The sequence below is a fragment of the Phreatobacter sp. genome (assembly GCF_022843985.1).
Lineage (GTDB): Bacteria > Pseudomonadota > Alphaproteobacteria > Rhizobiales > Phreatobacteraceae > Phreatobacter.
Genome location: NZ_JALHMP010000034.1, coordinates 1 through 26507, shown reverse-complemented (window position 1 = coordinate 26507; position 26507 = coordinate 1). Strand labels below are relative to the sequence as shown.

The window sequence follows — 26507 nt, the reverse complement described above, 5'->3', positions numbered from 1 at the left end:
CTCACGCCGCGGCCGCCGGAGCCATCGTATGGCCGGAGCCCGGCTCGGAGCGCAGGCAGGCAACGTCGTGCAGCGCCGCCGCGCGGGTCAACACCGGCTCGCGCTGGGAACAGACGCCCTCGGCGAAGGTGCAGCGGGTGTGGAAGCGGCAGCCGGGGGGCGGGTCGATCGGGTTCGGCGGATCGCCGAAGAGCGGCGCCTTCTCGGTGCGGTTGTCCGGGTCCATGGTTGGCATGGAGCGGGTGAGGGCACCGGAATAGGGGTGGAACGGGTCCTCGAAGATCGCTTCCGACGGGCCGATCTCGGCGACCTTGCCGAGATACATGACCATGACGCGGTCCGACATGTAGCGGACGACATGAAGGTCGTGTGAGATGAAGACATAGGTGAGCTTGAACTCCTCCTTGAGGTCGAGGAGGAGGTTGAGGACCTGCGCCTCCACCGACTTGTCGAGGGCCGAGACGGCCTCGTCGAGGATGACGACCTTGGGCTGCAGTGCCAGCGCGCGGGCGATGTTGATGCGCTGGCGCTGGCCACCCGAGAGCTCGTGGGGATAGCGGCCGGCAAAACGCGATGGTTCGAGGCCGACCTTGGCGAGCAGGTCGCGGGCGCGCTCGATGGCTTCGCGCTGCGGCACGCCGTGGACCTGCGGTCCGAAGGCGATCGAGCTTTCGATGGTCAGGCGCGGATTGAGGGAGGCATAGCTGTCCTGGAAGACCATCTGGACCTGGCGGCGGTATTCGGTCAGCGACAGGTCCGGTGAGCCGACCTTGGCACCGTCGAAGAGGATCTCGCCGCGGGTCGGGTCCATCAGGTGCATCAGCAGGCGGGCGGTGGTCGACTTGCCGCAGCCGGATTCGCCGACGATGCCAAGCGTCTCGCCATCGATGACGTCGAAGTCGATGCCGTCGACGGCGCGCACCACCTTTTTGGGGCCGAACAGGCCGCCGGCAATGGGGAAGTGCTTGACCAGACCGCGGACGGTGAGGAGGGGCAGGCTCATACCTTGACGTCCATGGCGTTGCGCAGCCCGTCGGCGAGCACGTTGAACGAAATCGAGGTGATGAAGATCATCACGCCGGGAAGGGCTGCGACCAGGGGCTGGTTGTAGATCGCGGTGCGCAGCGTATTCAGCATCAGGCCCCATTCAGGCTCGGGCGGTCGGACGCCGAGGCCAAGGAAGGACAGGCCCGACGCGAGGATCATTGAGACCGAGATGAGGCCCGTCGCATAGACGAAGATCGGCCCGAGCACGTTGCCGAGCACATGCACGCGGATGATCGTGAGCGCATTGGCGCCGGAAGCGCGGGCGGCCTCGACATAGTCGCGGTTGCGCACCTGGGTCGTCACGGCCTCGGCGACGCGGGCGATCGGCGGGATGAAAACGACGGTGAGCGAGACGAGCGCGTTCTGGATGCCGGCGCCGAGCGCGCCGGACAGCGCCACCGCCAGCAGCACCGAGGGGAAGGCGTAGAACACGTCGATGGTGCGCATCATCACGGTGTTGGTCTTGCCGCCGACATAGCCGGCGATGATGCCGATGAGGCTGCCGACGCCGAAGGCCATCAGCACGGGGGTGACCCCCATCATCAGGGAATAGCGGGCGCCATAGATCAGGCGCGAAAGCATGTCGCGGCCGAGTTCGTCGGTGCCGAGTGGGAAACCGTCCGTCCCCACCGGCCTCAGCCGGCGGATGGTGCGTCCCGCATAGGGGTCCATCGGGGCGATGAGCGGGGCGAAGATCGCCATCAGGATCAGCAGCAGGACGAGGATGCCGGCGGCGATGGCGAGCTTGTCCTTGCGGAAGCGCTTGCCGACGCCGGACCAGTAGCCGGGCGACCTTTCGATGGGCGCGACGGTCTTGGCCGGGTCCTGGGGCAGGAGCGAGGCGACGGAGGTCATCGGGTCAGCTCCTCTGGATGCGCGGATCGATGGCCGTCTGGATGACGTCCACGATGAGGTTGAGGAGGACGAAAAAGAGCGCCAGGACGAGGATCGTCCCCTGGAGCAGGGGCAGGTCGCGCTGGAAGATCGCCGCATTGAGCAGGAAGCCGGTGCCCGGCCAGGAGAAGACCGTCTCGATAAGGATGGACCCGCCCAGCAGATAGCCGAGTTGCAGGCCCATGACAGCGAGGGCCGTGGGGGCGGCGTTCTTCACGACATGGCCGAAGATGCCGAGTTCCGAGAGGCCCTTGGCCCGCAGTGCCGGCACGAAGTCCTGGCTGAGGATGTCGGCGACGAGGGCGCGGATGGTGCGCGCCACGATGCCCATGGGAATGACGCTCATGGTGATGGCCGGCAGGATGAGATGGCGCAGATGCGCCCAGTCCGGCTGCCAGTCGGCCGAGCCGCCGGGACCCGCGCCGGTCGGCGGCAGCCAGTTGAGCTGCACGGAGAAGATGATGACCAGCACCATGCCGAGCCAGTAATGCGGCACGGAGACGCCGATCACCGAGAGGATGGAGGCGATCTTGTCGATGGGGCTGTTGCGGAAATAGCCGGCGACGAAACCGAAGAGCAGGCCGAAGAAGAAGCCGATGAAGGTGGCGACAAAGGACAGGAGCAGCGTGTTCTTCACCGCCCGGAACACCTCGCTGGCGACGGATCGGCCAGTGGCGATGGAGACGCCGAGGTCACCTTGCAAAGCGCGCCAGCACCAGAGCAGGAACTGCTCGTAATAGGGCCGGTCGAAGCCGTAGGCCCGCATCATCTGCATCTTCAGCTCTTCCGATGCGTCCGGTGGCAGGACCGAGACCAGCGGGTCGCCCGGGGCGATGTGGACAAGGCCGAAGCAGACGACCGACACGCCGATGACGATCGGGATCGTGTAGACGAGGCGTTTGCCGAGATAGACTAGCATGCGGGGCGTCCTGAGAGCCGCGTCATCCGACGGTGACCGGGCTGATGTCCTGGTACCAGTTCTGTGCCTGGATGAAGCCCCTCACCCGCGGCGACATGGCGCGCGGCGCGACGTCGTGGGCAACGAACAGGAACAGCGCCTCGTCGACAAATTTCTCATGGGCGCGCTGGATCGCGGCGAGCTGTTCCGCCGCATCGAAGGATGAGCGGATCCTGGCGAGACGGGCATCCATGTCCGGATCGATATAGTAGCCCCAGTTGGTGCCGGCGGGAGGCAGGAGCCCGCCGTCGAGGTGGCGGATGAGGGCCGTGAAGGGGTCCTGGCTGAAATAGGACGAATTGGTCGAATGGGCGCCGCGGGAGGAGGGGTGCTTTGCCCCCGCCCGCCAGGAACTGACGAGCGCATTCCAGTCCATCACCTCGAACTCGACCTTGATGCCGATCTCGCCGAGATTCTGCTGGATGAGCTCGTTCATCACCAGCGGCTGCATCTGCCCCGACCCGGAGGGCGAGATGATCGCCTTGACGGTCAGGGGGCGCGCCGGGCTGTAGCCCGCTTCCGCCATCAGCCTGAGGGCGGCGGGAACGTCGGTCTTGACGTCGAACGAGGGCTTGCCGAACCACGGACTGGAGGGTGGCACCATGCCCTTCGCGGGCAGCATCATGCCGCCGAGCAGTTCCACCATGCCGGCACGGTCGACTGCCAGGTTGGCCGCCTTGCGGATGCGGATGTCGTTCCAGGGCGAACCCTCGACCCGCGAGAAATGCCAGGTCCAGTTGTGCGGATAGACGTTGGAGGTGATCTGCATCCCGCGGGCCCGCAACTGCTGCAGGGCGTCGGTGGCGGGTGCCTCGATCCAGTCGACCTGACCGGACAGGAGCGCGGCGGTGCGGGCATTGGGCTCCGGCATCGGCACCAGAACCACACGATCGAGCTTCGGCCGACGGGCGGGGTTCCAGTAGGAAGCGTTCGGGACCAGTTCGAGCCGCTCGCGGGGCGTGTAGCGATCGACTTTCCAGGGGCCGGTTCCCGACGGGCTGCGGATGAAGCTGTCCCAGTTGCGCCCGACCTTTTCCCATTGGGCCGGCGACGACATCAGGATCCAGGAGATCTCGTAGGGGAACAGCGCGTTCGGCGTGTTCGATACGAATTCGACGGTCATCGGGTCGAGCGCGCGATAGCTCTTCACCGAGGGGATGCGGGTGCGGCCCTGGCCCGCCTGGCGTGGGTCGTGCTGGGGTGAATCGGCCTTCAGGATCTTGTCGAAGTTCCAGAGGACGGCGGCGGCGTCGAAGGCGGAGCCGTCATGGAAGGTGACGCCGGGGCGCAGCACGAAGGTCCAGCGCGTCGGATCTGCCGGATCGACGCGCCATGACGTCGCAAGGCCTGGAATGAGGCCGCCGGGCGTGTCGGCCCTGGTGAGGTCCCACAGGATGAGGGAATCGAAGACGTTGAAGCCGACGAAGCGCATGCCCTCGGCGCCCTGGTCGGTCTGGCCGTTCGGCAGCGGAATGTCCGAAGCCGTCATGGCGATGCGCAGGACGCCCGAGCCCTGGGCGCTGACCTGCGACAGGTCGAGGAAGGACACCGTGGTTGCAGCAAGACCACCGGCGAGCACCTGCCGCCTGTCGAAAGAACGCATCTCAGCCTCATGGAATTCGGGGGAGGAACCGGGCGACCCGCACAGGGGCCGCCCGGCCTTGCGTGATCGACCGGAGTTACGAACCGGGGCGGATGTCCATCGGCGCGATGTCGATGAACCACGAGCGCGGCTGGACGACGCCGGTCACCCGCGGTGACATGGCGCGGGGGCCGACGTCATGGGCGACCCAGAGGAACGGGGCTTCCTCGACGATCCGCTTGTGGAGGGCGGCAAGAGCGCTGTCGCGGCCGGCATCGTCGAAGGTCGAGCGGGCGGTCGCGGCGAGCTGGTCGAACTCGTCGGAGTTGAAGAAGCCCCAGTTGTTGGAGGCGGGCGGGTTGGTCTGCCGCGTCACGAAGCGGATCATGGCGAAGAAGGGGTCCATGGCCGCGAAGGTGACGTTGGTGGCATTGGCGCCGCGGGCATTGGCATGGCCCGCGCCCTCACGCCAGTTGGTGAAGACGGCGTTCCATTCCGCGACTTCCAGCTCGACGTTGAAGAAACATTCCTTCAGCGCCTGCTGCAGCCACTCGTTCATGACGATAGGCTGCATCTGGCCGGAGCCCGAGGCCGAGGTCAGTACCTTGACGCTCAGCGGGCGGGCGGCGGAGAAGCCGGCCTCCTGCATCAGACGGCGGGCCGCCGGCAGGTCGTACTTGATCTGGAAGGAGGGGTTGCCCCACCAGGGATGACCCGGCGGAACAGTGCCCTGCGGGATCTCCATCAGGCCGCCCAGCAGTTCCTTCAGCTCAGCGCGGTTGATGCAGAGATTGGCAGCGTGGCGCACCCGGCGGTCGAGCCATGGCGAGCCCTCGCGGAACGAGAACTGCCAGGGCCAGACATGCGGCTGGGCGTTGGTGTACATGGTGAAGCCGCGCTGGCGGATCTGCGGCACCGAATCCGGGGCCGGCGCCTCGATCCAGTCGACCTGACCGGACAGGAGAGCCGCGGTACGGGCATTTGGCTCGGGCAGCGGCAGCAGGACGACGCGGTCCACCTTCGGGCGGCGGGCGGCGTCCCAGTAGTCCTTGTTGGCGACCATCTCGAAACGCTCGCGCGGCACGAGGCGCACGCCGCGGAACGGGCCCGTCCCCGAAGGATTGGCCGCGAACGCGGTCCAGGCGGCGGCAGCCCGCGCCTTCGGATCGGTAACCGAGGCCGGAACCTCGCCCAGCAGCTTCTGCCAATGGGTCGGCGAGGCCATGAACAGGTTGGTGAGGTTGATCGGCAGGAAGGAGTCGGGGTTGCGGGTCGTCAGTTCGACGGTCATGTCGTCGATGGCCCGGGCCGAGGCGAGGTTCGGCATGCGCGAGACCGTGACGCCGACCTGGCTCTGGTCGAAATGGGCGGCATTCTGGTCCAGCACCTTCTGGACGTTCCAGACAACGGCCGCCGCATTGAACGGCGAACCGTCATGGAACTTCACACCAGGGCGCAGGCGGAACGTCCACTTGGTCTTGTCGGTCGCATCCACCGCCCATGACAGGGCGAGGCCCGGGATGATGACGGAGGCGGCATCGGCCTTCGACAGGTCCCAATGGACCAGCGCGTCATACATCGGGATGCCAGTGAAGCGGTTGCCCTCGAAGCCCTGGTCGGGCTGGCCGTGGGTGCGCGGAATGTCAGCGGCCGTCATGCCGATGCGCAGGACCTTTTCCTGGGCCATGACGGAAGCCGAGGTCAGCAACGCACCCGCAAGGGCAAAGGCGCCGGCGATCAATGCCGGACGGAATGTGGATCGCATACGGAGTCTCCCTGATACTTCCCTCGACCGGACTGGCAAGGCACATGCCAGCCATTCCAAAGAGCCGGTTGATCCGGCTTCTCGACGCCTGCCCTTCCGTCATCGGCCTGAGGCTGCCTAACAGAAGTGCAGAATGCCTGATTTGAAGGCAGTTTATCCGGGAGATCAAGGTGCGCGAGGGAAGCCGCCGCGGAAATGATCAATCCGCCGCGTGATCCCGCCGGTGCCGAGGCGGGGTGAGGGCCGCGATCAGGCCGGCAGCGGCAGCGGACCGCCGACAGCCCGCTCGACGCTGCGGGCGATGCGCAGGGCCATGGCGTCGCGGAACTGCGGCGCGACGATCTGGAAGCCGATGGGCAGACCGGTAGGGGTGGGCGCGACGGGCACCGAGACGCCGCACCATTCGAGATAATTGGCGAAACGGGTAAAGATGCCCGGCGCCGCCGTCTCGTCCACCTGCGACAGCGCCACGGCGGGCGCCGGCGTCGTCGGCAGGATCAGTGCGTCAATGCCGTTGTCCACAAGCAAGGCGTTCGCCGCGGCCATGCGGAGCCGGCGCGTCTCGACCCCGGCGAAATAGCGCGTGGCGGCGATGTCGAAGCCGCCGCCGATGCGCCGCGCCGCCCACTCGCCGAGCCGCGAGGGGGCCTCGCGCGCCAGGTCGCCATGGTGGTGGGCTCCCTCGACCATCATCAAGTCGCCGCAGGACTGGGTATAGGCCTGCAGGCTTTCAGGCAGCGAGACCGAAACGAGGCGGGCGCCGGCCTTCTCGAGGGCCGCGGCGGCGGCGTTGAAGCTGGCGGCGACGGCTGGATCGACGGCGATGCCCGGATCGAGGGCGAGGACACCGAGCGTCAGGCCGCGTACGCCCATCTCCAGTCCGGCGACGAGGTCAAGGCCCGGGGCCCCCTCGGTCGAAGTATCGGCCGGGTCGGAGCCGAGCATGACCTGGCTCATCACCGCGGCGTCGCGCACGCTGCGCGCCAAAGGGCCGATCGTGTCGAAATGCAGCGCCAGGGGCACGACTCCGGCCCGGCTGACCAGGCCCATCGAGGTCTTGTGGCCGACCGTGCCGCACCAGGCGGCGGGCAGGCGGACCGAGCCGCCGGTATCGGTGCCGAAGCCGATGGGAACGAGGCCGGCACCGACCGCGACGCCGGTTCCGGAGGAGGAACCGCCGGGGACGCGGTGGGTCGCGCCGTCATGGGGGTTCACCGGCGTGCCGGCGATCGGGTTGGTGCCCCAGCCGCCGAAGGCATATTCGACCGTGTGGGTTTTGCCGACGACGATGGCGCCGGCGGCCCGCAGGCGCGACACGCACCAGGCGTCGGCCGCGGCCGCCGGCAGGTGGTCACGGGTGATGGACCCGGCGCGCGTGCGCTGGCCGGAGACGTCGATGATGTCCTTCACCGCGACGGGAACGCCATGCAGGGGGCCCCGGTGCTGGCCGCGGGCCTGGAGGGCGTCGAGCATGTCGGCCTCGGCGCGCGCCTCCTCGGCGAGAACCGTGATGAAGGCGTGGAGGCGGTCGTTGCCGGCGGCGATGCGCGCCAGGGTCGTCTCGACCACGGCCCGGGCGCTGGTGCGACCGTCGGCGATGGCCTCGGCGGTGGCGACGGCGCCGGCGGCGAGGACGGTGGCAGCTTCGGTCATGGCACAGTCTCCAGGGCGGGCAGGTCCAGGCGGGCTGCCACGAGGTCGGCGAGAGCCAGGGAGGCGGTCAGGCCCGGGCTCTCGATGCCGAGCAGGTTGACAAGGCGGGGAATGCCGTGGACCTCGGGGCCATCGACCCGGAAATCCGGCATGGGCATGCCCGGTCCGTGCAGCTTCGGGCGGATACCGGAATAGTCCGGCTGCAGGGCGCCGTCGGGCAGGTTCGGCCAATAGGCCCGGATTGCGGCATAAAAGCCGTCTGCGCGGCGCGGATCGACGACAAGATCGGTTTCGCTCTCGACCCATTCGACGTCCGGGCCGAAGCGGCAGCGGCCCTGCAAGTCGATGGTGGCGTGGACGCCGAGCCCGGCGCCGTCGGGCATGGGATAGACGAGGCGGGAGAAGGGCTGCCGGCCGACGAGGGAGAAGTAGTTCCCCTTGGCGTACCATTGCCGCGGCGCATGGTCCTGTGGGAACCCGTCGAGCGCTGCCAGGAATTTCGGCGCGTAATGGCCGGCCGCATTGACGACGATGCGCGCCGTTATCTCGGCCGCTTCGGCGCCGCCTGTCCGCAACACGATGCCGTCCGGCGTCACGCTTGCTCCAAGGATCGGGGTCTCGAAAGCGACCATGCCGCCGGCATTCTCAAGGTCGCCCTGCAGCGCCAGCATGAAGCCATGGCTGTCGACGATGCCGGTGGAGGCAGAGAAGAAGGCGCGGATACAGGCGACCTCCGGCTCGAGGGCGCGCACCTCGTCCGGGGTCTTCCAGGAGAGGCCCTCGACACCGTTGACATGGGCCTGGTCCCAGATCGCCTGAAGCTTCGGCAACTGGTCCTCCGACGTCGCCACCATCAGCTTGCCGCAGGCCTTCGCCTTGACGCCGCGGTCGGCGCAGTAGCGGTAGAGGAGGTGTTTGCCGCGCAGGCACGCCGCGGCCTTGATCGAACCGGTGGGATAGTAGAGCGAGGCGTGGATGACCTCGCTGTTGCGCGACGAGGTCCCGGTGCCGATGGCATCGGCTGCCTCCAGAACCAGGGTCTCGAGCCCGGCAAGCGCCAGGCGGCGGGCGGCGGCGAGGCCGACGACCCCGGCGCCGATCACGACGGCATCAATGGACCAGTCTGTCATGGGGCGGGGGCAGGGGATGTGAAGGGGAGACGCATGCCCCCTTCTTAGGGCGGGCACGCCCCCGAGGAAAGCGCCCGCCCCGCGCGGCTGATCACCAGCGGCCGACGACCGGCCGACCCCGCCATCACTCGATGAGGCGGACGATGGTGGTCGCCGTGCTGCTGATCTTCGGACATTCGACGATGACGCGGATGTCGTCATAGTCGCCGTCCGTCCAGCCATAGCCCGGCGGGCGGTCTTCCCAACCGAAATACATGAACTTGCCGGGCTCGCAGGCCTTCGTGGCCTGCTGCGGCGTGCGGTTCTTGCCCTCGGGGATGATGCCGCCCTTCCCCTTGGCCTTGCACTGGCCGAGATTGTCGCAGATGACCGTCTCGAGGATCGGAACGGCATTGGTGAAATTGTGCGTCGGGACGCCGGCGGTCAGGGTCGTGTCGGAATAGTAGTTGTAGGAGAGGTTGTTGGACCAGGGCGAGGCCCAGTCGGCCGGGTTGTTGGGGATCAGGGTGCCGGGGGTGGCGTTGTCCCACAGATGCGGCTTGGTCCGTGCATTGCGGACGTTGTAGAGCCGATAGGAGATCGTCTCGCCCGCCTTGCAGGTGGGCATGTTGAAATTGTACTTCGTGCCGGCATTGTCGGCGATGGCGGTCATCTGCGAACGGCCGAAATCGGCATGGTTCTGCCGGTTCTTGTCGAAGCAATAGACATACATGCGGTTGTAGTCGCCGGCCTCCGGATCGAGTTCGGCCGTGACCGGCTTGGCGCTGGTCACGGTGTGAAAGGTGGTCGAGGTCGCCGCCGACTTCGCGACGACATTGAGGGTCGGCATGCCGATCACGCCGAGGATCGACGTCGGCATTGTCGCGCCGTCGGTCCGGATGCGCAGCGTCTTGCCGCCGTCGGAGGTCTCGATCGCCACCGGATAGCTCTTCAGATGGCCGGTGAGGTGTCCGTCGATATGTCTCTGGGCTGTCTGCTTCACAGCGGCCTCGCCGAGGGCAGCCTGGCGCACGCCGGCAAGCGCCGCGGCATCGAAGACGCCCTGCAGTTCGGCTGCGTCACGCGATGCACGGTGGAAATCGACGGCGCCGCCGACAGTGGCGAACAGCGGCACCGCGGCGAGGGCCAGTGTCATGGCCACATTGCCGCGCCGGTCCTTGGCGAACGTCTTCAGACGATCCTGGTCCATGATGGTCATGCCAGCCTCCTGGGGCCCGTTGGCGAACCACGACCCTACGAGACGACAGATTGCCATCAGGTTTCATAAAATGCGGTCAATCGGAAACGGCCATTAACCAAACCGCCCGGATCAGGGGTGTCGATGGCGGGTGGCCGCCCGTTTGATGTGTCGCAGCTTGCTGAGCGGCGGTGCCGTCAGCGCCAGCGGCGGTGCAGCCAGAGCCATTGGTCGGGATGTTCGCGCACCCAGCCCTCGACGATGTCGGTCAGCATCTGCATCGTCGCCTTCACGTCGACGCGGCCTTCGCCGTCGCGCGGCAGGACGAGCTCCTCTGTCGCCTCAAGCCGGAAGCGGTTCCCGGGAAGGCGGATGACGCGCACGCCATGGACCGGGCAATCGAACTCGCGGGCGAGCCGGGCCGCGGTCGGGTTCGCCTTGGCGGGCCGGCCGAAGAAGGTGACGTCGACGCCGCGCTGGAGATGCTGGTCGATCAGCATGCCCACATGGTTGTTCGCCTCAAGTTCGCGGGCGAGTTGCAGCACGCCGCTGCCGCCGGAGGCGACCAGCTTGCCCATGGTCTTGCCGCGAATCCTGTGGATGGCGCGGGCGACGAAGCGGTTGTTCGGCATGCGGTAGAGCGCGGTCGTGTCGAGGCCGTGGGCGGCGGCGGCCACTGCCGGCATCTCCCAGTTGGCGAGATGGGCGGCGAAGAAAATGGCCGGTTTGCCGTCGTCGCGCAGTCGCTCGTAGAGGGCGACGTCGTCAGTGACGATGCGGCCCTGATTGGGTCTTGCGGGGTCATAGTCCCAAAGTTCGTCCATGCAGGCATATTCGAAGGCGGTGCGGCCGAGATTCTGCCAGCAACCGTCGAGGATCGCCTGGATCTCGGCTTCGGGCTTCTCGGGAAAGGCGGCCTTGAGATTGGCATGGCCGATGCGGTTTACAGGAAGCAGACGGCCGATCCGCGGCAGGATCCAGGCACCGATATCGCTTGCCCGGTCGGGACCGAGCGCGCTGATGACCCGCAGCGCGCCGAGCGCCAGCACGCCGACGACCCAGTCGAACGGCAGCATGGCGGCGGGATAGTTGTGGCGGATCCAGCGGACCAAGGCTGGCCGCCGTCAGATCTGGACGAGGATCTTGCCGAAGACCTTGCGGCCCTCGAGCCGATCGAGGGCCTCGGAGAACCGGTCCATCGGCAGTTCCGTGTCGATGACCGGCGTAACGCCCGCCTCGATACGCTTCAGGCCGTCAGCGATGGCGCGGATGGGGGCTCCGAAGGACCCGAAGATCTTGTACTGCTGCTGGAAGAGCTGCATCAGGTTGAAGGTGATGGTGGCGCCTGACGTGGCGCCGCAGGTGGCGAGCCTGCCGCCACGCCTCAGGCAGAACAGCGACTGATTGAAGGTGTCGGCGCCGGTATGTTCGAAGGCGACGTCGACGCCCTTCTTTTTCGTGATCTTCCTCACCACCCCCTCGAACCGCTCGGTGCGGTAGTTGATGGCGTGGTCCGCGCCGATGGCGAGGGCCTTCGCGACCTTCTCGTCGTCGCCGACCGTGGTGATGACCGTGCAGCCGAGGGCCTTGGCCACCTTGATCGCGACCGTACCGATGCCCGAGCCACCGGCCTGGACGAGGACGGTCTCACCCGGCTGGAGGCGGCAATTGTCGAAGAGCATGTGCTCGACGGTGGAGAAGGTGATCGGAGCGGTGGCGGCATCGCGCAACGATACGGCGGCTGGCACCGGAACGACGTGGCGGGCCTCCAGCGTTACGAATTCACACGCGAAGCCGTCGATGTGGAAGCCCATGATGCCCTGCACGTCAGTGCACAGATTGTCCTGGCCGGCCCGACAGAACTGGCAGGTCCCGCAGGTCTTGGCGCCGAACATGACAACCTTGTCTCCGGTCTTGAACGCGGTGACGCCGTCGCCGACGCTTTCGATCGTGCCGGAGGCCTCGGCGCCCACCACCAGCGGCATCTGGCGCTTGGCGAAGGCCATGCCGCGGAAGCCCCAGACGTCGATGTGGTTGAGAGCCACGGCGGCGACCTTGATGCGGACTTCGCCGGAAGCCGGGGCGGGGGCGTCTGCGATCTCCTCGATGCGGAGGTCGCGGTCACCGTGAAGGCGCAGGGCGCGCATGGGGAGGATCCTCTTCAGGGCGGAATAGCCCGCTGGGCGGCAGACCGGGCCGTCGCGCCAGCAAAGAATGCAAGGCGCCGCTGCCTAAAGGCCCGCGGCGGGCGCGTCAACCAAAGGCCCGGCCGCCTGCGCCCCCGGCCGCGGTGCCTTGTCTCTGCTCGCCGCCCCGGCCGCGGCCTCCAGACGAAGGGTTGATGCGGCTTGCGGCCTCATCTATAGCAGCAGCTTCCTGTTCGGGGCGCCCTGTACGGGCGATTGCCTTGTTTCGTGCCGCTTTGATCACCATCTGACGGCCGCCACGGAGATTGCGCCACCATGTCGTCCACCTTCGAAACCGTCTCGAAGATCATCTCGGAAACCTGTGACATCCCGCTTGAGAAGATCACGCCCGAGAGCCATGCGATCGACGATCTCGGTATCGATTCGCTCGACTTCCTCGACATCGCCTTCGCCATCGACAAGGCGTTCGGCATCAAGCTGCCGCTCGAGAAGTGGACGCAGGAGGTGAACGAGGGCAAGGCGAAGACGGAAGACTATTTCGTCCTCGGCGCCTTGTGCGGGAAGATCGACGAACTGGTCGCCGCCAAGGGCGCCTGATCCTTTCCGGCCACAGGGCCGCGACAGCTTTTTCTGCATGACCGGCCGGATCCCCCGGCCGGTTTCGTCATCCAAACCCTGTCGAAAGCCTCCCGGCACGGGAGATCAATCCTCCCATGCGACTCGAATATTTCCAGATGATCACGCGCGTCGTGTCGTTCGACGCGCAGGCGAAGACCCTGACGGCGGCGGCGGATGTTCCCGCCGAAAGCCCCGTCTTCGAAGGCCATTTTCCCGGCTATCCGCTGCTGCCTGGCGTGCTGATGATCGAGGCGATGGCGCAGACCTCGGGCTGGCTGATCCTCGGCCTGAATCGCCTCACTGCCATGCCCTTTCTGGTCGGTACCAACATCACCAAGATGCGTGACTTCGTGCAGCCTTCGACACCCCTCGTCGTCCATGCGGAAATGGTCGGCGACGGATCGGGCTATGCTGTCACCAAAGCCTTCATCACCCGCGAGGGCAAGAAGGTCGCCGAGGCGGAGATCAAGTTCGCGGTGAAAACCTTCCCCGATCCGAAATTCGCCTTGATGATCCGCGAGTGGGGGGAACGTCTCCAGTTCCCGTTCGAGAAGCTGGAAACGGCCTGAAGGGAGTGCATGATGGCGATTGCCCCGGAACGTGAGGCCTGGATCACCGGCATCGGCCTCGTCTCCGCGCTTGGCGAAGGGCTAGACGCCCATTGGCATGCCCTGAACGGCGACCGCGAGGCCTGGCTGAAACTCGATTCGACCACCCATGCGCCCTACCAGGTCCATCCCGCCGTCACACTGGATCTTGCCAGGCAGATTCCCGATCGCGGCGACCGCCGGCAGATGGAGGGCTGGCAGCGCCTTGGCACCTATGCTGCCGGGCTGGCGCTGGAAAATGCCGGGGTCAAGGGCCAGGACGACCTGCTCAAAAGCATGCACATGATCGTCGCCGCCGGCGGCGGCGAGCGCGACTATGCCGTCGATGGCCAGATCCTCTCCGGGCTTGAGGCCTCCAACGAACCCGCCAAGTTCCTCAACGAGCGGCTGATGAACGACCTCAGGCCGACGCTTTTCCTCGCCCAGCTCTCCAACCTGCTGGCGGGCAATATTTCCATCGTCCATGGCGTCGTCGGCTCCTCCCGCACGTTCATGGGCGAGGAGATGGCAGGCGTCGATGCGGTGCGCGTTGCGCTCGGCCGCTGCCATGCAGCGCAGGGCGATATCTTCCTGGTGGGCGGGGCCTATTCAGCCGAACGTCCGGACACGATCCTGCACTTCGAACTCGGCCACATGAACTGGACCAGGCCCTGGGTGCCGGTCTGGGAGCGGCCGAAGGACGGCGGCGGTACCATCCTCGGCTCGGTCGGCGCCTTTCTTGTGATCGAGGCGCGCGAACATGCCGAACGGCGCGGCGCGACGCCCATCGCGAAACTGGCGAAGGTCTCCTCCGACCGCACCCGCCGCAAGGACGGTGATGCCGAGCACTCCATGGCGGTGCAGTGGAACGAGATTTCACCGGGTCTCATTCCCGGGGCGACGGTCGTCGTCTCCGGTGCGACGGGAGTCAGAGAGGGGGTCGCCATCGAGCGCGACCTTCTGGACCAGCGCCGGGTGCCGACGCGGGCGACGGGGTCGGTCATCGGCCACAGCGTCGAGGCGACCTTCCCGGCCAATGTCGCCCTTGCGGCGATGATGGTGGCGCGCGGCGAGGCCGTGCCGCCCATCGGCGACTCGAAGGACGAGGCGCGCATGACCCGCAAGGTCAAACAGGCGGTCGTCACTTCGGTCGGGCACTGGCGCGGCGAGGGCATGGCCCTCGTCGAGGCGATCTGAGGAGGGCACCATGGCTCACATGAAGGACAAGCACGGCCGGCCGGTGGTCGTCGTCACCGGCATGGGCGTCGTCACCTCGCTCGGCCAGGGCAAGGACGAGAACTGGGCGAAGCTGACGGCTGGCCAGTCCGGCATCCACACCATCACCCGCTTCCCGATCGAGGGCCTGCGCACCACCATCGCCGGCACCGTTGATTTCGTGCCCTTCGAGAACGCCCCCGACCTCACCACCAAGATGGCGGCGCTGGCTGGCGACGAGGCGGTTCAGGAGGCGAGGATCGGCGGTGAGGGAGCGTTCCCCGGTCCGCTTTTCCTCGGCATGCCGCCGGTGGAACTGGAATGGCCGCAGCGGCAGGATCTCGCCCGCGCGTCGGCCAAGAGCGCGGACATCACCTATACGGACATTCTCAAGGGCGCCGCGGCGAAGGACTTCTCCGCCATGCAGACGCGCTTCCTCTTCGGCTCGGTTGGCGACGCGCTCGCCGACCGCTTCGGCACCAAGGGCGCGCCAATCTCCATCTCCACCGCCTGCGCCACCGGGGCGACCGCCATCCAGCTCGCGGTGGAGGCGATCCGCCGCGGCGAGACGGAGGCGGCCCTCGTCATCGGCGCCGATGGTTCCGCCAATCAGGAATCCCTGGTGCGCTTCTCGCTCCTGTCGGCGCTGTCGACCCGCAACGGCGATCCGAAGGCAGCGGCCCGGCCCTTCTCCAAGGACCGCGACGGATTCGTCATGGCCGAGGGGGCAGGGGCCCTGGTGCTGGAATCCTTCGAGCACGCCAAGGCGCGAGGCGCGACCATCCTCGGCGTCGTCGAGGGCTGCGGCGAGATGGCCGACAGCTTCCACCGCACCCGCTCGAGCCCGGACGGCGCGCCGATCATCGGCTGCATCCGGAACGCGCTCGACGATGCGGGCGTCACGCCGGCCGACGTCCAGTATGTCAATGCCCACGGCACCTCGACGCCCGAGAACGACAAGATGGAATATGTCGGGCTCGCCGCGGTCTTCGGCGATCACCTCCCGGCCATCGCCGTGTCGTCCAACAAGTCGATGATCGGCCATACGCTGTCGGCAGCCGGCGCCATCGAGGCGGTGTTCACGCTGATGACCATCCGCAGCGGCATCGTTCCGCCGACGATCAACCACACCGAGGCAGACCCGGCGATCAAGTTGGATCTCGTGCCCAATGTCGCCCGCAAGGCAAACGTCACCCGCGCCATCTCCAATTCCTTCGGCTTCGGCGGGCAGAACGTCTGCCTCGTGCTCGCCGCGGAGCCGGCGTGATGGGGCGCGTCCTCGTCACCGGCGGCGCCAAGGGCATGGGCGCCGCCATCGTCCGCGCCGTGGTCGCGAGCGGCCATGACGTGACCTTCACGGTCCGGTCGTCGGGCGAGGCGGGCGAGGCGCTGGTGGCCGAGCTGAAGGCCTCCCACCCCGACCGCAATGTCGCCATCGCATCGCTCGACCTAGCCGACAAGGCGGCGGTCGAAGCCTTCTGCGCCGAGCTCGAAAAAGGCGAGCCGCTCTTCGGCCTCGTCCACAATGCCGGGCAGCCCTACGACCAGCTCGCCGCGGTCATGGACCAGGCCAAGGCCGAAGTGGTGATGCAGATCAACTTCTTTGCCTTCACGCGCCTCGTGAATGCCGTGGTGCGCCCGATGATGCGGGCCCGGAACGGCCGGATCGTCGCGATCGGCTCGGTGACAGCGGAACGCTCGAACCAGGGCAATGCCGCCTATGGGGCCTCCAAGGCGGCGCTCGCCGCCTATTGCCGGACCCTGGCGATCGAGAGCGCCAAGCGCGGGGTTTCGGTCAATGTCGTCGCGCCGGGTTTCGTTGATACCGACATGATGGCGAAATATGCCGACTATCGTGAGACCATGGAGAAGCAGATCCCGGCCGGACGCTTCGCGCGGCCCGAGGAAATCGGCGGTCTCGTCGCCTATCTGCTGTCACCGCTTGCAAGTTACCTGACAGGCGCTACCCTTTCCATCGATGGTGGGCTGGCAGCTTCCATGGGGCTGCAGCGATAGGGCAGTCCCAGGCGTCATGAGTTCGATGGATGGACCGCCGAAAACCCCGTCGCAACGGGGACCTCTCTCTGCAGCCTGGGCCTGGATCTGGGCGACGATCGACGATCCCAACCGCATTGCCTATCTCTACATTCCGGTGCTCGCCTTTCTGCCGCTGACCCTCGGCAGTGTTGCCACGTTCTTTTATTTCGGGGCGTGCATCTATGTCGGTCTGATCTTTCTCGGCCGGCGCATCTCCTGGGTCTGGCCTCCGACGACCGCATTCGGTTGCCTCGTCTCCCTCGGCTATGTCCTCGTGACGATGATTTCGCCGCTCGCCTTCGCCAATCAGGCCGCGGGCTGGCTCGATGTCGGAACGGCGATGCATTTCCTGGCGTTGACCGTCCTGGTCGGCATCCTGGTGCAGACGCCGAAGGTCGATGTCTTCGATCTCTTCCTGAACGGGGTCCGCGCCGCGGCCATCGTTTCCTTCGTCCAGGCGCTGGTGCAGGTCTTTGTCTTCGGCCAGCCGCGCGCCACCGCCGGGATGATCAACGCCATCCCCTTCGGCGGCACGGCCATGCTTGCAGCCGGACTGTCGATGGTCGGGTTCGCCCGGCTTTCCCGGCAGATGAAGATGGTCGCTGTTGCCGCGCTCATCTGCGGCATCGGCGGCACCCTCCTTTCGCAGTCACGCGGGGCGCTGCTGGCCCTGCCGCTGGTCGCCGCCGTGGTTGGCGTGCATGTCTGGCCGATGATCCGGCTGCGGATGGGGCAGGCTGTGCTGGTGGCTTCGGCGCTCGCTGCCGGGCTCGCTGTCTTCGCCATTGTCCTGAAGGTGCCGGAACGTGTCGACGAGGTGCGCCATGCTCTGCAGAGCCAGACCCTGGGTCTCGACCGCGATCCCTCGACGGCCCACCGGTTGATGCTCTGGAGCCATGGGCTGGATGCCTTCTTCGATCGCCCCGTCCTGGGCTACGGCAGCCAGAACGCGGTGGCTGAGGTGCGGGCGCGAGCCGCGCGGGATGGCACCGCCATTCCGCCCTATCACCATCTCCACAACGAGTACATCTCGGTGGCGGTCGGTCGCGGCCTTGTTGGCCTCAGCGCGCTTGTGCTGCTGCTCGTCGCGCCGCTGGTCGTCGTCGCACGGGCGCCGCGGGACGATCGGCAGCGCGAGCGCTGGGCCTGCGCAGCCCTGCTGTCAGGGAGTTATGCGATCTTCGGCCTGACCAACCTCCTGTTCAGCCACGATCAGACCAATACGGTTTTCGCGACGGGCTACCTCGTCCTTGTCGTTGCAGCACATCAGGCCCGCGTCGGTATCTCGGTATTTCGTCGGCCGTTCCTCGGTGTTCCCGCCAGGCCCTGAAAGCCGCGACGTTGACCATTCCGGCAGATCGGTGTGGCCAATCGGCCGGCCAAGGGCTAGGCAATGAACCAACATGATGATCCAACAGTGAAGGACATGCCTTCAATGCCGAAGCAGACGCGGATCGTTCCGGTCATCCTCTCCGGTGGGGCGGGAACGCGCCTCTGGCCCGCCTCCCGCGAAGCCTATCCGAAACAGTTCCTGCCGCTCCTTGGCGATCGTTCAACCTTCGAGGAGACGCTGGCCCGCGTCGGAGACCGCGCCATCTTCACCGATCCGGTGATCGTCACCGGCGAGGATTTCCGCTTCCTCGTTGCCGACCAGCTGGCCCGTGCCAGGACGCCCGGCCGTATTGTGCTCGAACCCATGCGCCGTGATTCCGGTCCTGCCATCGCAGTGGCCGCCGAACTCGTTGCCGCGGCCGATCCCGATGCCGTCATGCTGGTCCTGGCGGCAGACCACCTCGTCACCGACGCCGCGGCCTTCGCCGCGACGGCCGAAGCGGGCCTTGCGGTCGCCGAGGCCGGAGCGCTGGTCACCTTCGGCATCCGTCCGACCCATCCGGCCACCGGCTACGGCTATATCCGCCCCGGCGACGTCATGGACGGCCGGGTGCGGATGGTCGCTGCCTTCGTCGAAAAGCCCGACGCGGACAAGGCCAAGACCTTCCTCGCTGAGAACTACCTCTGGAATTCTGGAAACTTCCTGTTTCGCGCCGATGTTTTCCTCGCCGAACTCGCGCGTTTCGAGCCGGAGATCGCCGCCGCGGCCAAGGCCGTCGCCGGGTCGATGAGCGTCGATCAGGCCGGTAATGTCACGTTCGAGCGGATCGATCGCGAGGCCTTCGCCGCCTCCCCCGCGAAATCCGTCGACTATGCCGTCATGGAGCGCACCGATCGCGCCGCCGTCGTCGAAGCGGATTATGCCTGGTCGGATCTCGGCTCGTGGGACGCCCTGTGGGATGCGTCGACGAAGGATGGCGACGGCAATGCCGTCCGCGGTGCTGTCTCGCTGGTGGGGACTCGCAATTCCTATGTCTCCAGCGACGACGTCCATACGGCGGTGATCGGCCTCGACGACGTCGTCGTGGTGGCCACCAAGGATGCGGTCCTGGTGGCCGGCCGGAAGGTTGCCGGTGAGCTCAAGACCCTCGTGGCCGACCTGCGCGAGGGGGATGTGCAGCGCCGCCGGCTTGCCGAGGAACATCGCAAGGTGCTGCGCCCATGGGGCTCCTATGAGAGCGTCGACCGCGGCGAGCGCTTCCAGGTGAAGCGTATCGTGGTGAAGCCCGGCGCACGCCTGTCGCTGCAGAAGCATTTCCACCGCGCCGAGCACTGGATCGTCGTCAAGGGCACCGCGACGGTCGAGGTCGACGCGGTCTCGAAGATCGTGTGCGAGAACGAGAACGTCTATATCCCACTCGGTGCCTGGCACCGCCTTTCGAATGACGGGAAGATTCCCCTTGAGCTCATCGAGGTCCAGTCGGGCAGCTATCTCGGCGAGGACGACATCGTCCGCAGCGAGGACGACTACAAGCGCGTCTGAGAGCCCGATTGAAAAGTAGTTGAACGAACCCGCTGACGCGGGAGAAGTGCGCCTTTTGTGACGGGAAGCTCCTGATGGGAAGGTTTGGTTGTTGAAGCCACCCTCGCCACCAGGAGCACCCGATGACCGAAGCGAAGCCCGCGATGAGCGCCCTGCGTCGACGCATGATCGACGACATGACGCTGCGCAACCTTTCTCCCGCCACGCAGCGATCTTATCTCCACGCGGTGACGAAGTTCAGCCGTCATTTCGGCTGCTCGCCGGACCGGCTCGGGCTGGAGGACGTACGCTCGTTTCAAGTTCATCTCGTGGCGCAAGGCATCTCGTGGCCTGCCTTGAACCAGACGGTCTGCGCGCTTCGGTTCTTCTACGGCGTGACGCTGGATCGGGCCGAGTTTCCGGAGCGCATCGTCTACGCCCGCACACCGCGCAAGCTGCCCGCGATCCTGGGTGCCGACGAGGTCGTACGTTTCCTGGAGGCCGTGCCATCCCTGAAGACGCGGGTGGCGCTGACCACGGCCTATGCGGCTGGCCTGCGAGCCTCGGAGGCCGTGAGCCTCAAGGTTGCGGACATCGACAGCGCGCGGATGGTGCTGCAGGTTCGGCACGGCAAAGGCGCCAAGGACAGAACCGTTATGCTGTCGGCAGCGCTTCTGGCGATCCTGCGCAGCTATTGGCGGCTCACGCGCCCAAACGACTGGCTCTTCCCCGGACGCGGACCCGACAAGCCGATCGATGTTCAGGTCCTGCATTCGGCCTGCCGCTCCGCAACGAAGGCCGCAGGGCTGACGAAGAAGGTGAGCGTGCATACGCTTCGGCACAGCTTCGCAACCCATCTTCTGGAGAGCGGAACGGATATCCGCATCATCCAGGTGCTTCTGGGCCATGCCAACCTGTCAACGACGGCGCGCTACACGCATGTGGCGACGAGCACCATCGCCCGGACACCGAGCCCACTCGATCGGCTCGACATCGTGGTGACGCCGCTCGCCTGAGCAGCGGCCATGCGTGGAGATCTGGAGGTGGCGGATGTGTTCCGCCGTCACGGTCCTGCCTATCGCCACGACCGGGCGAAGCCGCTCGGCCGGGTTGAGACGCGCGTGATGAGCGCCATCACGCTGTGCCGCACGGCGGCGCTGGGCGGGCATGTCGAAGCTTGTGGCGACTGCACGCACAGCCGCATCGCCTACAACAGCTGCCGCAACCGGCACTGTCCGAAGTGCCAAGGTGCCGCACGGGAGACGTGGTTGGCCGCGCGCGAGAAGGATCTCCTGCCCACCCACTACTTCCATGTCGTCTTCACCGTTCCGGCCGAGATTGCGGCGATGGCCTTCCAGAACAAGGCGGTCGTCTACGCCATCCTGTTCGAGGCAGCGGCCTTCGCGCTAAGGGCCGCCAGCCGCGATCAGCGCCATCTCGGTGGAGAGACCGGCGCCGTGGCCATCCTCCACACCTGGGGCCAGGCGCTAACCCATCACCCCCATGTGCACTGCCTCGTCCCGGGAGGCGCTCTGGCGTCCGACGGCCGCTGGATCGCCTGCAAGCCGAACTTCCTGCTGCCCGTCCATGTCCTCTCCCGCCTGTTCCGCCGCCGCTTCGTCGAGCGGCTTGAGGAGGCAAGGATTGCAGGCAGTCTCTCCTTCTTCGGCGAACTCGCCGTCATGAACGACGCTGAGGCCTTCGCCGCGAGCATCACCAGACAGCGGCACGCCAACTGGGTTGTTTACGCAAAGCCACCCTTCGGCTCACCGCGGCATGTGCTGGCCTATCTCGGCCGCTACACCCACCGCGTCGCCATCGCCAACAGCCGCCTCGTCGCCATGGACGACGCCACCGTCTCCTTCCGCTGGCGGGACTATCGCCATGGCGGCGCGGCGCGCGTCATGACGCTCGACGCAAACGAGTTCATCCGCCGCTTCCTGCTCCACGCGCTGCCCGACGGCTTCCACCGCATCCGCCACTTCGGCTTCCTCGCCAATGGCTGCCGGCGCGCCAAGCTCGCGGTCATCCGCGGTGCCATCGCCGCCGCTCGGGAGAACGGCGCCGACAGTCTCCACGCCGGCGAGCAAGACGCCGCCGATGGCGGTCCGAAGCCCAAGCGCGGGGCCCTCGAACCGACGGCCTGTCCGTGCTGCGGCGGAACGATGCGCGTCATCCTTGTCATGCCGCGCCGAAAGCCCTGGCCGGATACGTCATGACGCCAAACCGCCGCTTGCCGCCGGGCCTGTCCGATCCACGCGTCCAAGCGGCACGGAACGCGGCGTCATGCCTAGGGCCGCGTGGCGTGCTGGCAAATCCACGGCTCCAGGCCAAGCGATACGGGGGCGAGCCGCCCGCTCCCCTCGAGAACGGCGCCAAGACCGAAGATGGCGTCGGCCCAGCGGACCAAGATTGGGGAAGACCAATGGCCGTACGCCACCCACACGACAGCGCCCGTCGGCAACAATACCCATAAGGCTCCCACTGTCAGCGGGTTCGTTCAATACGGCTTCAATGAGGTCGCGGACCTGCGCCTCGCACCACGCCCGGCGCCGCCCGACCTCACAGAACCCTCCAGATTCAGACTGACTGCCGGGTGGGAGGCCGGCAGTCATGTCGAAAGCTCTGTCGGTGGATCTTCGGGTGCGTGTTCTGGCGGCGGTTGCGTCGGGCCTGTCGCATCGCCAGGCCGGCGAACGGTTCGGGGTCAGCGCGGCCAGTGTCAGCCGCTGGCGCCAGCGGGAAAGAGAGCTGGGTGATGTGCGGCCGGGCGCTCTTGGCGGCGATCGGCGCTCACAGGCCACCGAACGGCATGCCGAGACGATCTTGAGCATCGCGGCGGCGAACGACCGGGACATCACACTTGCGGAGATCCAGGCTTCTCTGGCGGAGAAGGGCATTCGCACCAGCATCGGCGCCCTATGGCGCTTCTTCCGTCGCCACCGGATCACGCTCAAAAAAAGTCGGCGCACGCGAGTGAGCAGGCTCGGCCGGACATCCTGAAGCGGCGGCAGGCTTGGTTCGACGCCCAGCCCGATCTTGATCCCGAACGGCTCGTCTTCATCGACGAGACCTGGGCCTCGACCAACATGGCGCGCCGCCATGGCTGGTGCCTGCGGGGTGAACGGCTCCGTGTCGGTGTTCCCCATGGGCACTGGAAAACCACGACCTTCGTCGGCGCGCTCACGCTCCGTGGCTTCATTGCCCCCTGGGTTCTGGATGGCCCGATCAACCGTGTTGCCTTCGAGACCTATGTCGCCAAGGTGCTCGTGCCCGAACTGCGTCCCGGCGACGTCGTGGTGATGGACAACCTCTCCAGCCACAAGGGTCCGCGGGTCGGCGAGATGATCGCCGCTGTTGGCGCAGAGCTGCGCTACCTGCCGCCATACAGCCCCGACTTCAATCCCATCGAAAACGCCTTTGCCAAGCTCAAGGCCCTGCTCCGCAAGGCCGCCGAGCGGACAGTCGATGGCCTCTGGTCAGCCATCGGACGGTTGATTGATCTCTTCAAGCCCGAAGAGTGCCGAAACTACTTTGCCGCCGCAGGCTATGATCCAACATGATGGGAAAATGCTCTAGCCGCGGTACTCGATGGGATGAACCGCACGGAGGCGGCCAAGATCGGCGGCATGGACCGGCAGACGCTGCGCGATTGGGTTCATCGTCTGAACGACCTCGGGCCCGAGGGTCTGAAGGACGACTGGGCTCGGCCGAAGCCGCGCCGGCTGACGGCGGCCCAGGAGGCCGAACTGGTAGCGATTGTGGAGGCGGGGCCCGATCATGCGGTTCATGGCGTGGTCCGCTGGCGACGCATCGACCTGCAGAAGCTCATCGCGGAGCGCTTCGGCGTCGCCTACCACGAGCGGACCGTTGGCAGGCTGCTGAAGGATCTCGGCTTCTCCCACATCAGTGCCCGGTGCCGGCATCCTGGCCAGAAGCCCGAAGTGATGGCAGCATATAAAAAAACTTCGCCGAAACCCTGAAGGCGCACCTGTCCGGTGTAGCGCGCCGTTGGCCGATCGAGATCTGGTTCCAGGACGAGGCCCGGATTGGTCAGAAGAAAGGCCTGGTGCGTCAATGGGCAAGACGCGGGACAAGACCGCGACAGCCCGCTGATCAGCGATATGAGAGCGCCTACCTCTTCGGGGCGATTTGCCCGGCCCGTGGCGTGGGAGCCGGCCTTGCCATGCCATACGTCGAGACCGAGGCGATGCAGGCCCACCTGGACGTGATCAGCAAGGCCGTCGCTCCCGGCGCTCATGCCGTCCTATTGCTTGACAGGGCAGGATGGCACACGACCGCGCGGCTGAAGGTTCCCCGCAACATCACCATGATCCTGCTTCCCTCGCGGGCACCGGAACTGAACCCGGTCGAGAACGTCTGGCAGTACCTGCGTGCCAACTGGTTATCCAACCGGGTGTTCGAGACCTATGAGGAGATCATTGATGCCGCATGCGACGCCTGGAACAGGCTGATGGATTTGCCCGACACCATCAGATCGATCGGCACACGCGAATGGGCACTCATCGGTCAACGATGACAACCGTTGATATTAGCGCGAAGGCCGCTGCCTCGAACAGGATGGCGTAGACGACCGCCTTGTTCTGGAAGGCCATCGCCGCAATCTCGGCCGGAACGGTGAAGACGACATGGAAGTAGTGGGTGGGCAGGAGATCCTTCTCGCGCGCGGCCAACCACGTCTCCCGTGCGGCACCTTGGCACTTCGGACAGTGCCGGTTGCGGCAGCTGTTGTAGGCGATGCGGCTGTGCGTGCAGTCGCCACAAGCTTCGACATGCCCGCCCAGCGCCGCCGTGCGGCACAGCGTGATGGCGCTCATCACGCGCGTCTCAACCCGGCCGAGCGGCTTCGCCCGGTCGTGGCGATAGGCAGGACCGTGACGGCGGAACACATCCGCCACCTCCAGATCTCCACGCATGGCCGCTGCTCAGGCGAGCGGCGTCACCACGATGTCGAGCCGATCGAGTGGGCTCGGTGTCCGGGCGATGGTGCTCGTCGCCACATGCGTGTAGCGCGCCGTCGTTGACAGGTTGGCATGGCCCAGAAGCACCTGGATGATGCGGATATCCGTTCCGCTCTCCAGAAGATGGGTTGCGAAGCTGTGCCGAAGCGTATGCACGCTCACCTTCTTCGTCAGCCCTGCGGCCTTCGTTGCGGAGCGGCAGGCCGAATGCAGGACCTGAACATCGATCGGCTTGTCGGGTCCGCGTCCGGGGAAGAGCCAGTCGTTTGGGCGCGTGAGCCGCCAATAGCTGCGCAGGATCGCCAGAAGCGCTGCCGACAGCATAACGGTTCTGTCCTTGGCGCCTTTGCCGTGCCGAACCTGCAGCACCATCCGCGCGCTGTCGATGTCCGCAACCTTGAGGCTCACGGCCTCCGAGGCTCGCAGGCCAGCCGCATAGGCCGTGGTCAGCGCCACCCGCGTCTTCAGGGATGGCACGGCCTCCAGGAAACGTACGACCTCGTCGGCACCCAGGATCGCGGGCAGCTTGCGCGGTGTGCGGGCGTAGACGATGCGCTCCGGAAACTCGGCCCGATCCAGCGTCACGCCGTAGAAGAACCGAAGCGCGCAGACCGTCTGGTTCAAGGCAGGCCACGAGATGCCTTGCGCCACGAGATGAACTTGAAACGAGCGTGTTTAGTCCCGGTATCTGATGGAGCGGATTGGCTGTGAACCGTTGAGGTTCGGCAGCCCAGCGTTTGCAGATGAACTCGTATGGTGTGAGGCCCTTGAGCGTCTTGAGCCGGCGGCCGAAGTTGTAGGCGGCAATGAAGTCGGTGAGGTGCCGCTTGAGTTGGGCATGATCGTCATAGTGGTAGCGCCGGACGGTCGCGTCCTTTATTGTCCGGTTCATCCTCTCCACCTGCCCGTTCGTCCAGGGATGGGCGGGCTTGGTCAGTCGATGCTCGATGTCGAGATCGGCGCAGGCCGCTTCAAAGGAATGACAGCGGAAGAGTACGCCCTCAGCCCGCATTGCTTTGATGTCTTCGGGGGTCCAGCCGTCACCCGTCGGGTCGGTGAAGTGGGTGCCGTTGTCCGTCAGCACGATGTTGATCTTGTAGGGAACCGCCTCGGCCAGGTGGCGGAGGAAGTCGCCGGCGACGCGACGGGTCGCCTTCTTGTGCAGCTCGACGAAGGCAAACTTGGACGTCCTGTCGATGGCCACCAGCAAATAGAGCCGCCCCTCGGCCGTCTGCACTTCGGCGATGTCGATATGGAAGAAGCCGATCGGATAGGCCTTGAACTTCTTCCTGGCGCCCTTCTCACCGTCGACGTCAGGCAACCGGCCAATGCCATGGCGCTGAAGGCACCGGTGCAGGGACGAGCGCGTCAGATGCGGGATTGTCGCCTGCAGAGCATAGAGACAGTCGTCGAGCGACAGAAGCGTGTGCCGTCGGAAGGTGACGATCACAGCCTCTTCCTCGACCGTGAGCACCGTTGATCGCGGATCTTTCGGACCGGTCCGCTCGTCGGCAACCGAGCTTCGTTTCCTCCACTTCGCCACCGTCTTTGGGTTGATCCCGTGGCGTTTTGCCAGCGTCCTCAGGCTCTCTTGACTATGCTGTATCGCTCGACGGACTGCCTTTGTCGTGGTGGCGCTCCCGTGAAGAACCTGGCCCATAGCGCATCCCTTTCGTCCTGCGATGAAAATGCACCATCAAACCCTGAGATCAAACATCTAGTGCCCATTCGCGTGTGCCGATTGACGTTGCCCCTCTGGGATAATCCAGCTTGAAGTTCGTTCTGGCCTATAGAGAGGACCAGAACATGAGGCGCAGCCGCTTCACGGAAGAGCAGATCATCGGGATCCTGAAGGAGCACG

The 26507-nt window shown here is 66.3% G+C and carries 20 protein-coding genes and 4 pseudogenes; 11 read left to right on the top strand and 13 right to left on the bottom strand.

What is annotated here, in order from left to right:
* Position 1 precedes the first annotated feature (1 nt).
* The 10 genes from Q0C57_RS18570 to Q0C57_RS18525 form a co-directional block, all read right to left on the bottom strand.
* Positions 2–1003, bottom strand: coding sequence for an oligopeptide/dipeptide ABC transporter ATP-binding protein (locus Q0C57_RS18570; RefSeq protein ID WP_296578648.1), 1002 nt, complete (start codon positions 1001–1003; stop codon positions 2–4).
* Entirely contained in the window at positions 1000–1902 is a 903-nt protein-coding gene (locus tag Q0C57_RS18565) for an ABC transporter permease (RefSeq protein ID WP_296578645.1), read from the bottom strand. Before Q0C57_RS18565 ends, Q0C57_RS18570 begins: the two co-directional genes overlap by 4 nt.
* Before the next feature lie 4 nt (positions 1903–1906).
* Positions 1907–2860, bottom strand: coding sequence for an ABC transporter permease (locus Q0C57_RS18560; protein ID WP_296578642.1), 954 nt, complete (start codon positions 2858–2860; stop codon positions 1907–1909).
* A 22-nt stretch (positions 2861–2882) separates the two neighbouring features.
* The gene (locus Q0C57_RS18555) at positions 2883–4502 is read right to left on the bottom strand and encodes an ABC transporter substrate-binding protein (RefSeq protein ID WP_296578641.1); all 1620 of its coding nucleotides are present in this window, start codon (positions 4500–4502) and stop codon (positions 2883–2885) included.
* Positions 4503–4578: 76 nt separating this feature from the next.
* Positions 4579–6246 (bottom strand): ABC transporter substrate-binding protein, encoded by a 1668-nt coding sequence (locus Q0C57_RS18550; protein ID WP_296578640.1) that lies wholly within the window; start codon positions 6244–6246, stop codon positions 4579–4581.
* 249 nt (positions 6247–6495) lie between these two features.
* Positions 6496–7899 (bottom strand): amidase, encoded by a 1404-nt coding sequence (locus Q0C57_RS18545; protein ID WP_296578638.1) that lies wholly within the window; start codon positions 7897–7899, stop codon positions 6496–6498.
* On the bottom strand, positions 7896–9029 hold the full coding sequence (locus tag Q0C57_RS18540; protein ID WP_296578636.1) for an NAD(P)/FAD-dependent oxidoreductase: 1134 nt from the start codon (positions 9027–9029) through the stop codon (positions 7896–7898). Before Q0C57_RS18540 ends, Q0C57_RS18545 begins: the two co-directional genes overlap by 4 nt.
* A 124-nt stretch (positions 9030–9153) precedes the next feature.
* Entirely contained in the window at positions 9154–10227 is a 1074-nt protein-coding gene (locus tag Q0C57_RS18535; RefSeq protein ID WP_296578634.1) for a TadE/TadG family type IV pilus assembly protein, read from the bottom strand.
* Between the two features lie 176 nt (positions 10228–10403).
* Positions 10404–11318, bottom strand: a complete 915-nt coding sequence (locus tag Q0C57_RS18530) for a lipid A biosynthesis lauroyl acyltransferase (protein ID WP_296578630.1) — start codon at positions 11316–11318, stop codon at positions 10404–10406.
* Positions 11319–11330: 12 nt separating this feature from the next.
* Positions 11331–12353, bottom strand: coding sequence for a zinc-binding dehydrogenase (locus Q0C57_RS18525; protein ID WP_296578628.1), 1023 nt, complete (start codon positions 12351–12353; stop codon positions 11331–11333).
* A gap of 315 nt (positions 12354–12668) precedes the next feature.
* Between Q0C57_RS18525 and Q0C57_RS18520 the strand changes: the two genes are divergently transcribed.
* From Q0C57_RS18520 to Q0C57_RS18470, 11 genes and pseudogenes are all read left to right on the top strand, one after another.
* Positions 12669–12950 carry an acyl carrier protein gene (locus Q0C57_RS18520; protein ID WP_106748888.1) on the top strand — a complete coding sequence of 94 codons (282 nt, stop codon included), beginning with the start codon at positions 12669–12671 and terminating at the stop codon, positions 12948–12950.
* 116 nt (positions 12951–13066) lie between these two features.
* Complete coding sequence (locus Q0C57_RS18515; protein ID WP_296578623.1) at positions 13067–13540, top strand: 3-hydroxyacyl-ACP dehydratase FabZ family protein; 474 nt, start codon at positions 13067–13069, stop codon at positions 13538–13540.
* A 9-nt stretch (positions 13541–13549) separates the two neighbouring features.
* The gene (locus Q0C57_RS18510; RefSeq protein WP_296578622.1) at positions 13550–14755 is read left to right on the top strand and encodes a beta-ketoacyl-ACP synthase; all 1206 of its coding nucleotides are present in this window, start codon (positions 13550–13552) and stop codon (positions 14753–14755) included.
* 10 nt (positions 14756–14765) lie between these two features.
* Positions 14766–16040 carry a beta-ketoacyl-ACP synthase gene (locus Q0C57_RS18505; protein WP_296578620.1) on the top strand — a complete coding sequence of 425 codons (1275 nt, stop codon included), beginning with the start codon at positions 14766–14768 and terminating at the stop codon, positions 16038–16040.
* Complete coding sequence (locus Q0C57_RS18500; RefSeq protein WP_296578618.1) at positions 16040–16789, top strand: SDR family NAD(P)-dependent oxidoreductase; 750 nt, start codon at positions 16040–16042, stop codon at positions 16787–16789. Before Q0C57_RS18505 ends, Q0C57_RS18500 begins: the two co-directional genes overlap by 1 nt.
* 25 nt (positions 16790–16814) lie before the next feature.
* Positions 16815–18140: an O-antigen ligase family protein gene (locus Q0C57_RS18495; RefSeq protein WP_296578615.1), complete on the top strand. Its 1326-nt coding sequence runs from the start codon at positions 16815–16817 to the stop codon at positions 18138–18140.
* A 105-nt stretch (positions 18141–18245) separates the two neighbouring features.
* A complete protein-coding gene (locus Q0C57_RS18490) occupies positions 18246–19685 on the top strand; it encodes a mannose-1-phosphate guanylyltransferase/mannose-6-phosphate isomerase (RefSeq protein ID WP_296578611.1) in 1440 nt (479 codons plus the stop codon).
* A 122-nt stretch (positions 19686–19807) separates the two neighbouring features.
* Positions 19808–20680, top strand: coding sequence for a tyrosine-type recombinase/integrase (locus Q0C57_RS18485; protein WP_296578608.1), 873 nt, complete (start codon positions 19808–19810; stop codon positions 20678–20680).
* Between the two features lie 9 nt (positions 20681–20689).
* A complete protein-coding gene (locus Q0C57_RS18480; protein WP_296578607.1) occupies positions 20690–21883 on the top strand; it encodes an IS91 family transposase in 1194 nt (397 codons plus the stop codon).
* A gap of 394 nt (positions 21884–22277) precedes the next feature.
* Positions 22278–23227, top strand: a protein-coding gene (locus Q0C57_RS18475; RefSeq protein WP_296578605.1) for an IS630 family transposase whose coding sequence is annotated in 2 segments (ribosomal slippage) — positions 22278–22619 and positions 22622–23227 — 948 coding nt in all. Because the reading frame shifts where the segments join, the coding sequence is not laid out codon by codon here.
* Positions 23228–23236: 9 nt separating this feature from the next.
* Positions 23237–24204 (top strand): annotated as a pseudogene (locus Q0C57_RS18470) (IS630 family transposase); the annotation flags it as partial.
* A gap of 22 nt (positions 24205–24226) precedes the next feature.
* Here the strand turns inward: Q0C57_RS18470 and Q0C57_RS18465 are convergent.
* From Q0C57_RS18465 to Q0C57_RS18455, 3 pseudogenes are all read right to left on the bottom strand, one after another.
* Positions 24227–24601 (bottom strand): annotated as a pseudogene (locus Q0C57_RS18465) (transposase zinc-binding domain-containing protein); the annotation flags it as partial.
* A 9-nt stretch (positions 24602–24610) separates the two neighbouring features.
* Positions 24611–25318, bottom strand: a pseudogene (locus tag Q0C57_RS18460) (tyrosine-type recombinase/integrase); the annotation flags it as partial.
* Between the two features lies 1 nt (position 25319).
* Positions 25320–26306 (bottom strand): annotated as a pseudogene (locus Q0C57_RS18455) (IS481 family transposase); the annotation flags it as partial.
* Between the last annotated feature and the right edge of the window lie 201 nt (positions 26307–26507).

Coding starts and splice junctions, on each gene's coding strand:
- Q0C57_RS18495 (WP_296578615.1), top strand. CDS start 16,815: ATGGATGGACCGCCGAAAACCCCGTCGCAACGGGGACCTCTCTCTGCA.
- Q0C57_RS18525 (WP_296578628.1), bottom strand. CDS start 12,353: ATGCGCGCCCTGCGCCTTCACGGTGACCGCGACCTCCGCATCGAGGAG.
- Q0C57_RS18480 (WP_296578607.1), top strand. CDS start 20,690: ATGCGTGGAGATCTGGAGGTGGCGGATGTGTTCCGCCGTCACGGTCCT.
- Q0C57_RS18540 (WP_296578636.1), bottom strand. CDS start 9,029: ATGACAGACTGGTCCATTGATGCCGTCGTGATCGGCGCCGGGGTCGTC.
- Q0C57_RS18535 (WP_296578634.1), bottom strand. CDS start 10,227: ATGACCATCATGGACCAGGATCGTCTGAAGACGTTCGCCAAGGACCGG.
- Q0C57_RS18500 (WP_296578618.1), top strand. CDS start 16,040: ATGGGGCGCGTCCTCGTCACCGGCGGCGCCAAGGGCATGGGCGCCGCC.
- Q0C57_RS18505 (WP_296578620.1), top strand. CDS start 14,766: ATGGCTCACATGAAGGACAAGCACGGCCGGCCGGTGGTCGTCGTCACC.
- Q0C57_RS18485 (WP_296578608.1), top strand. CDS start 19,808: ATGACCGAAGCGAAGCCCGCGATGAGCGCCCTGCGTCGACGCATGATC.
- Q0C57_RS18570 (WP_296578648.1), bottom strand. CDS start 1,003: ATGAGCCTGCCCCTCCTCACCGTCCGCGGTCTGGTCAAGCACTTCCCC.
- Q0C57_RS18545 (WP_296578638.1), bottom strand. CDS start 7,899: ATGACCGAAGCTGCCACCGTCCTCGCCGCCGGCGCCGTCGCCACCGCC.
- Q0C57_RS18520 (WP_106748888.1), top strand. CDS start 12,669: ATGTCGTCCACCTTCGAAACCGTCTCGAAGATCATCTCGGAAACCTGT.
- Q0C57_RS18510 (WP_296578622.1), top strand. CDS start 13,550: ATGATGGCGATTGCCCCGGAACGTGAGGCCTGGATCACCGGCATCGGC.
- Q0C57_RS18565 (WP_296578645.1), bottom strand. CDS start 1,902: ATGACCTCCGTCGCCTCGCTCCTGCCCCAGGACCCGGCCAAGACCGTC.
- Q0C57_RS18555 (WP_296578641.1), bottom strand. CDS start 4,502: ATGCGTTCTTTCGACAGGCGGCAGGTGCTCGCCGGTGGTCTTGCTGCA.
- Q0C57_RS18550 (WP_296578640.1), bottom strand. CDS start 6,246: ATGCGATCCACATTCCGTCCGGCATTGATCGCCGGCGCCTTTGCCCTT.
- Q0C57_RS18515 (WP_296578623.1), top strand. CDS start 13,067: ATGCGACTCGAATATTTCCAGATGATCACGCGCGTCGTGTCGTTCGAC.
- Q0C57_RS18490 (WP_296578611.1), top strand. CDS start 18,246: ATGCCGAAGCAGACGCGGATCGTTCCGGTCATCCTCTCCGGTGGGGCG.
- Q0C57_RS18560 (WP_296578642.1), bottom strand. CDS start 2,860: ATGCTAGTCTATCTCGGCAAACGCCTCGTCTACACGATCCCGATCGTC.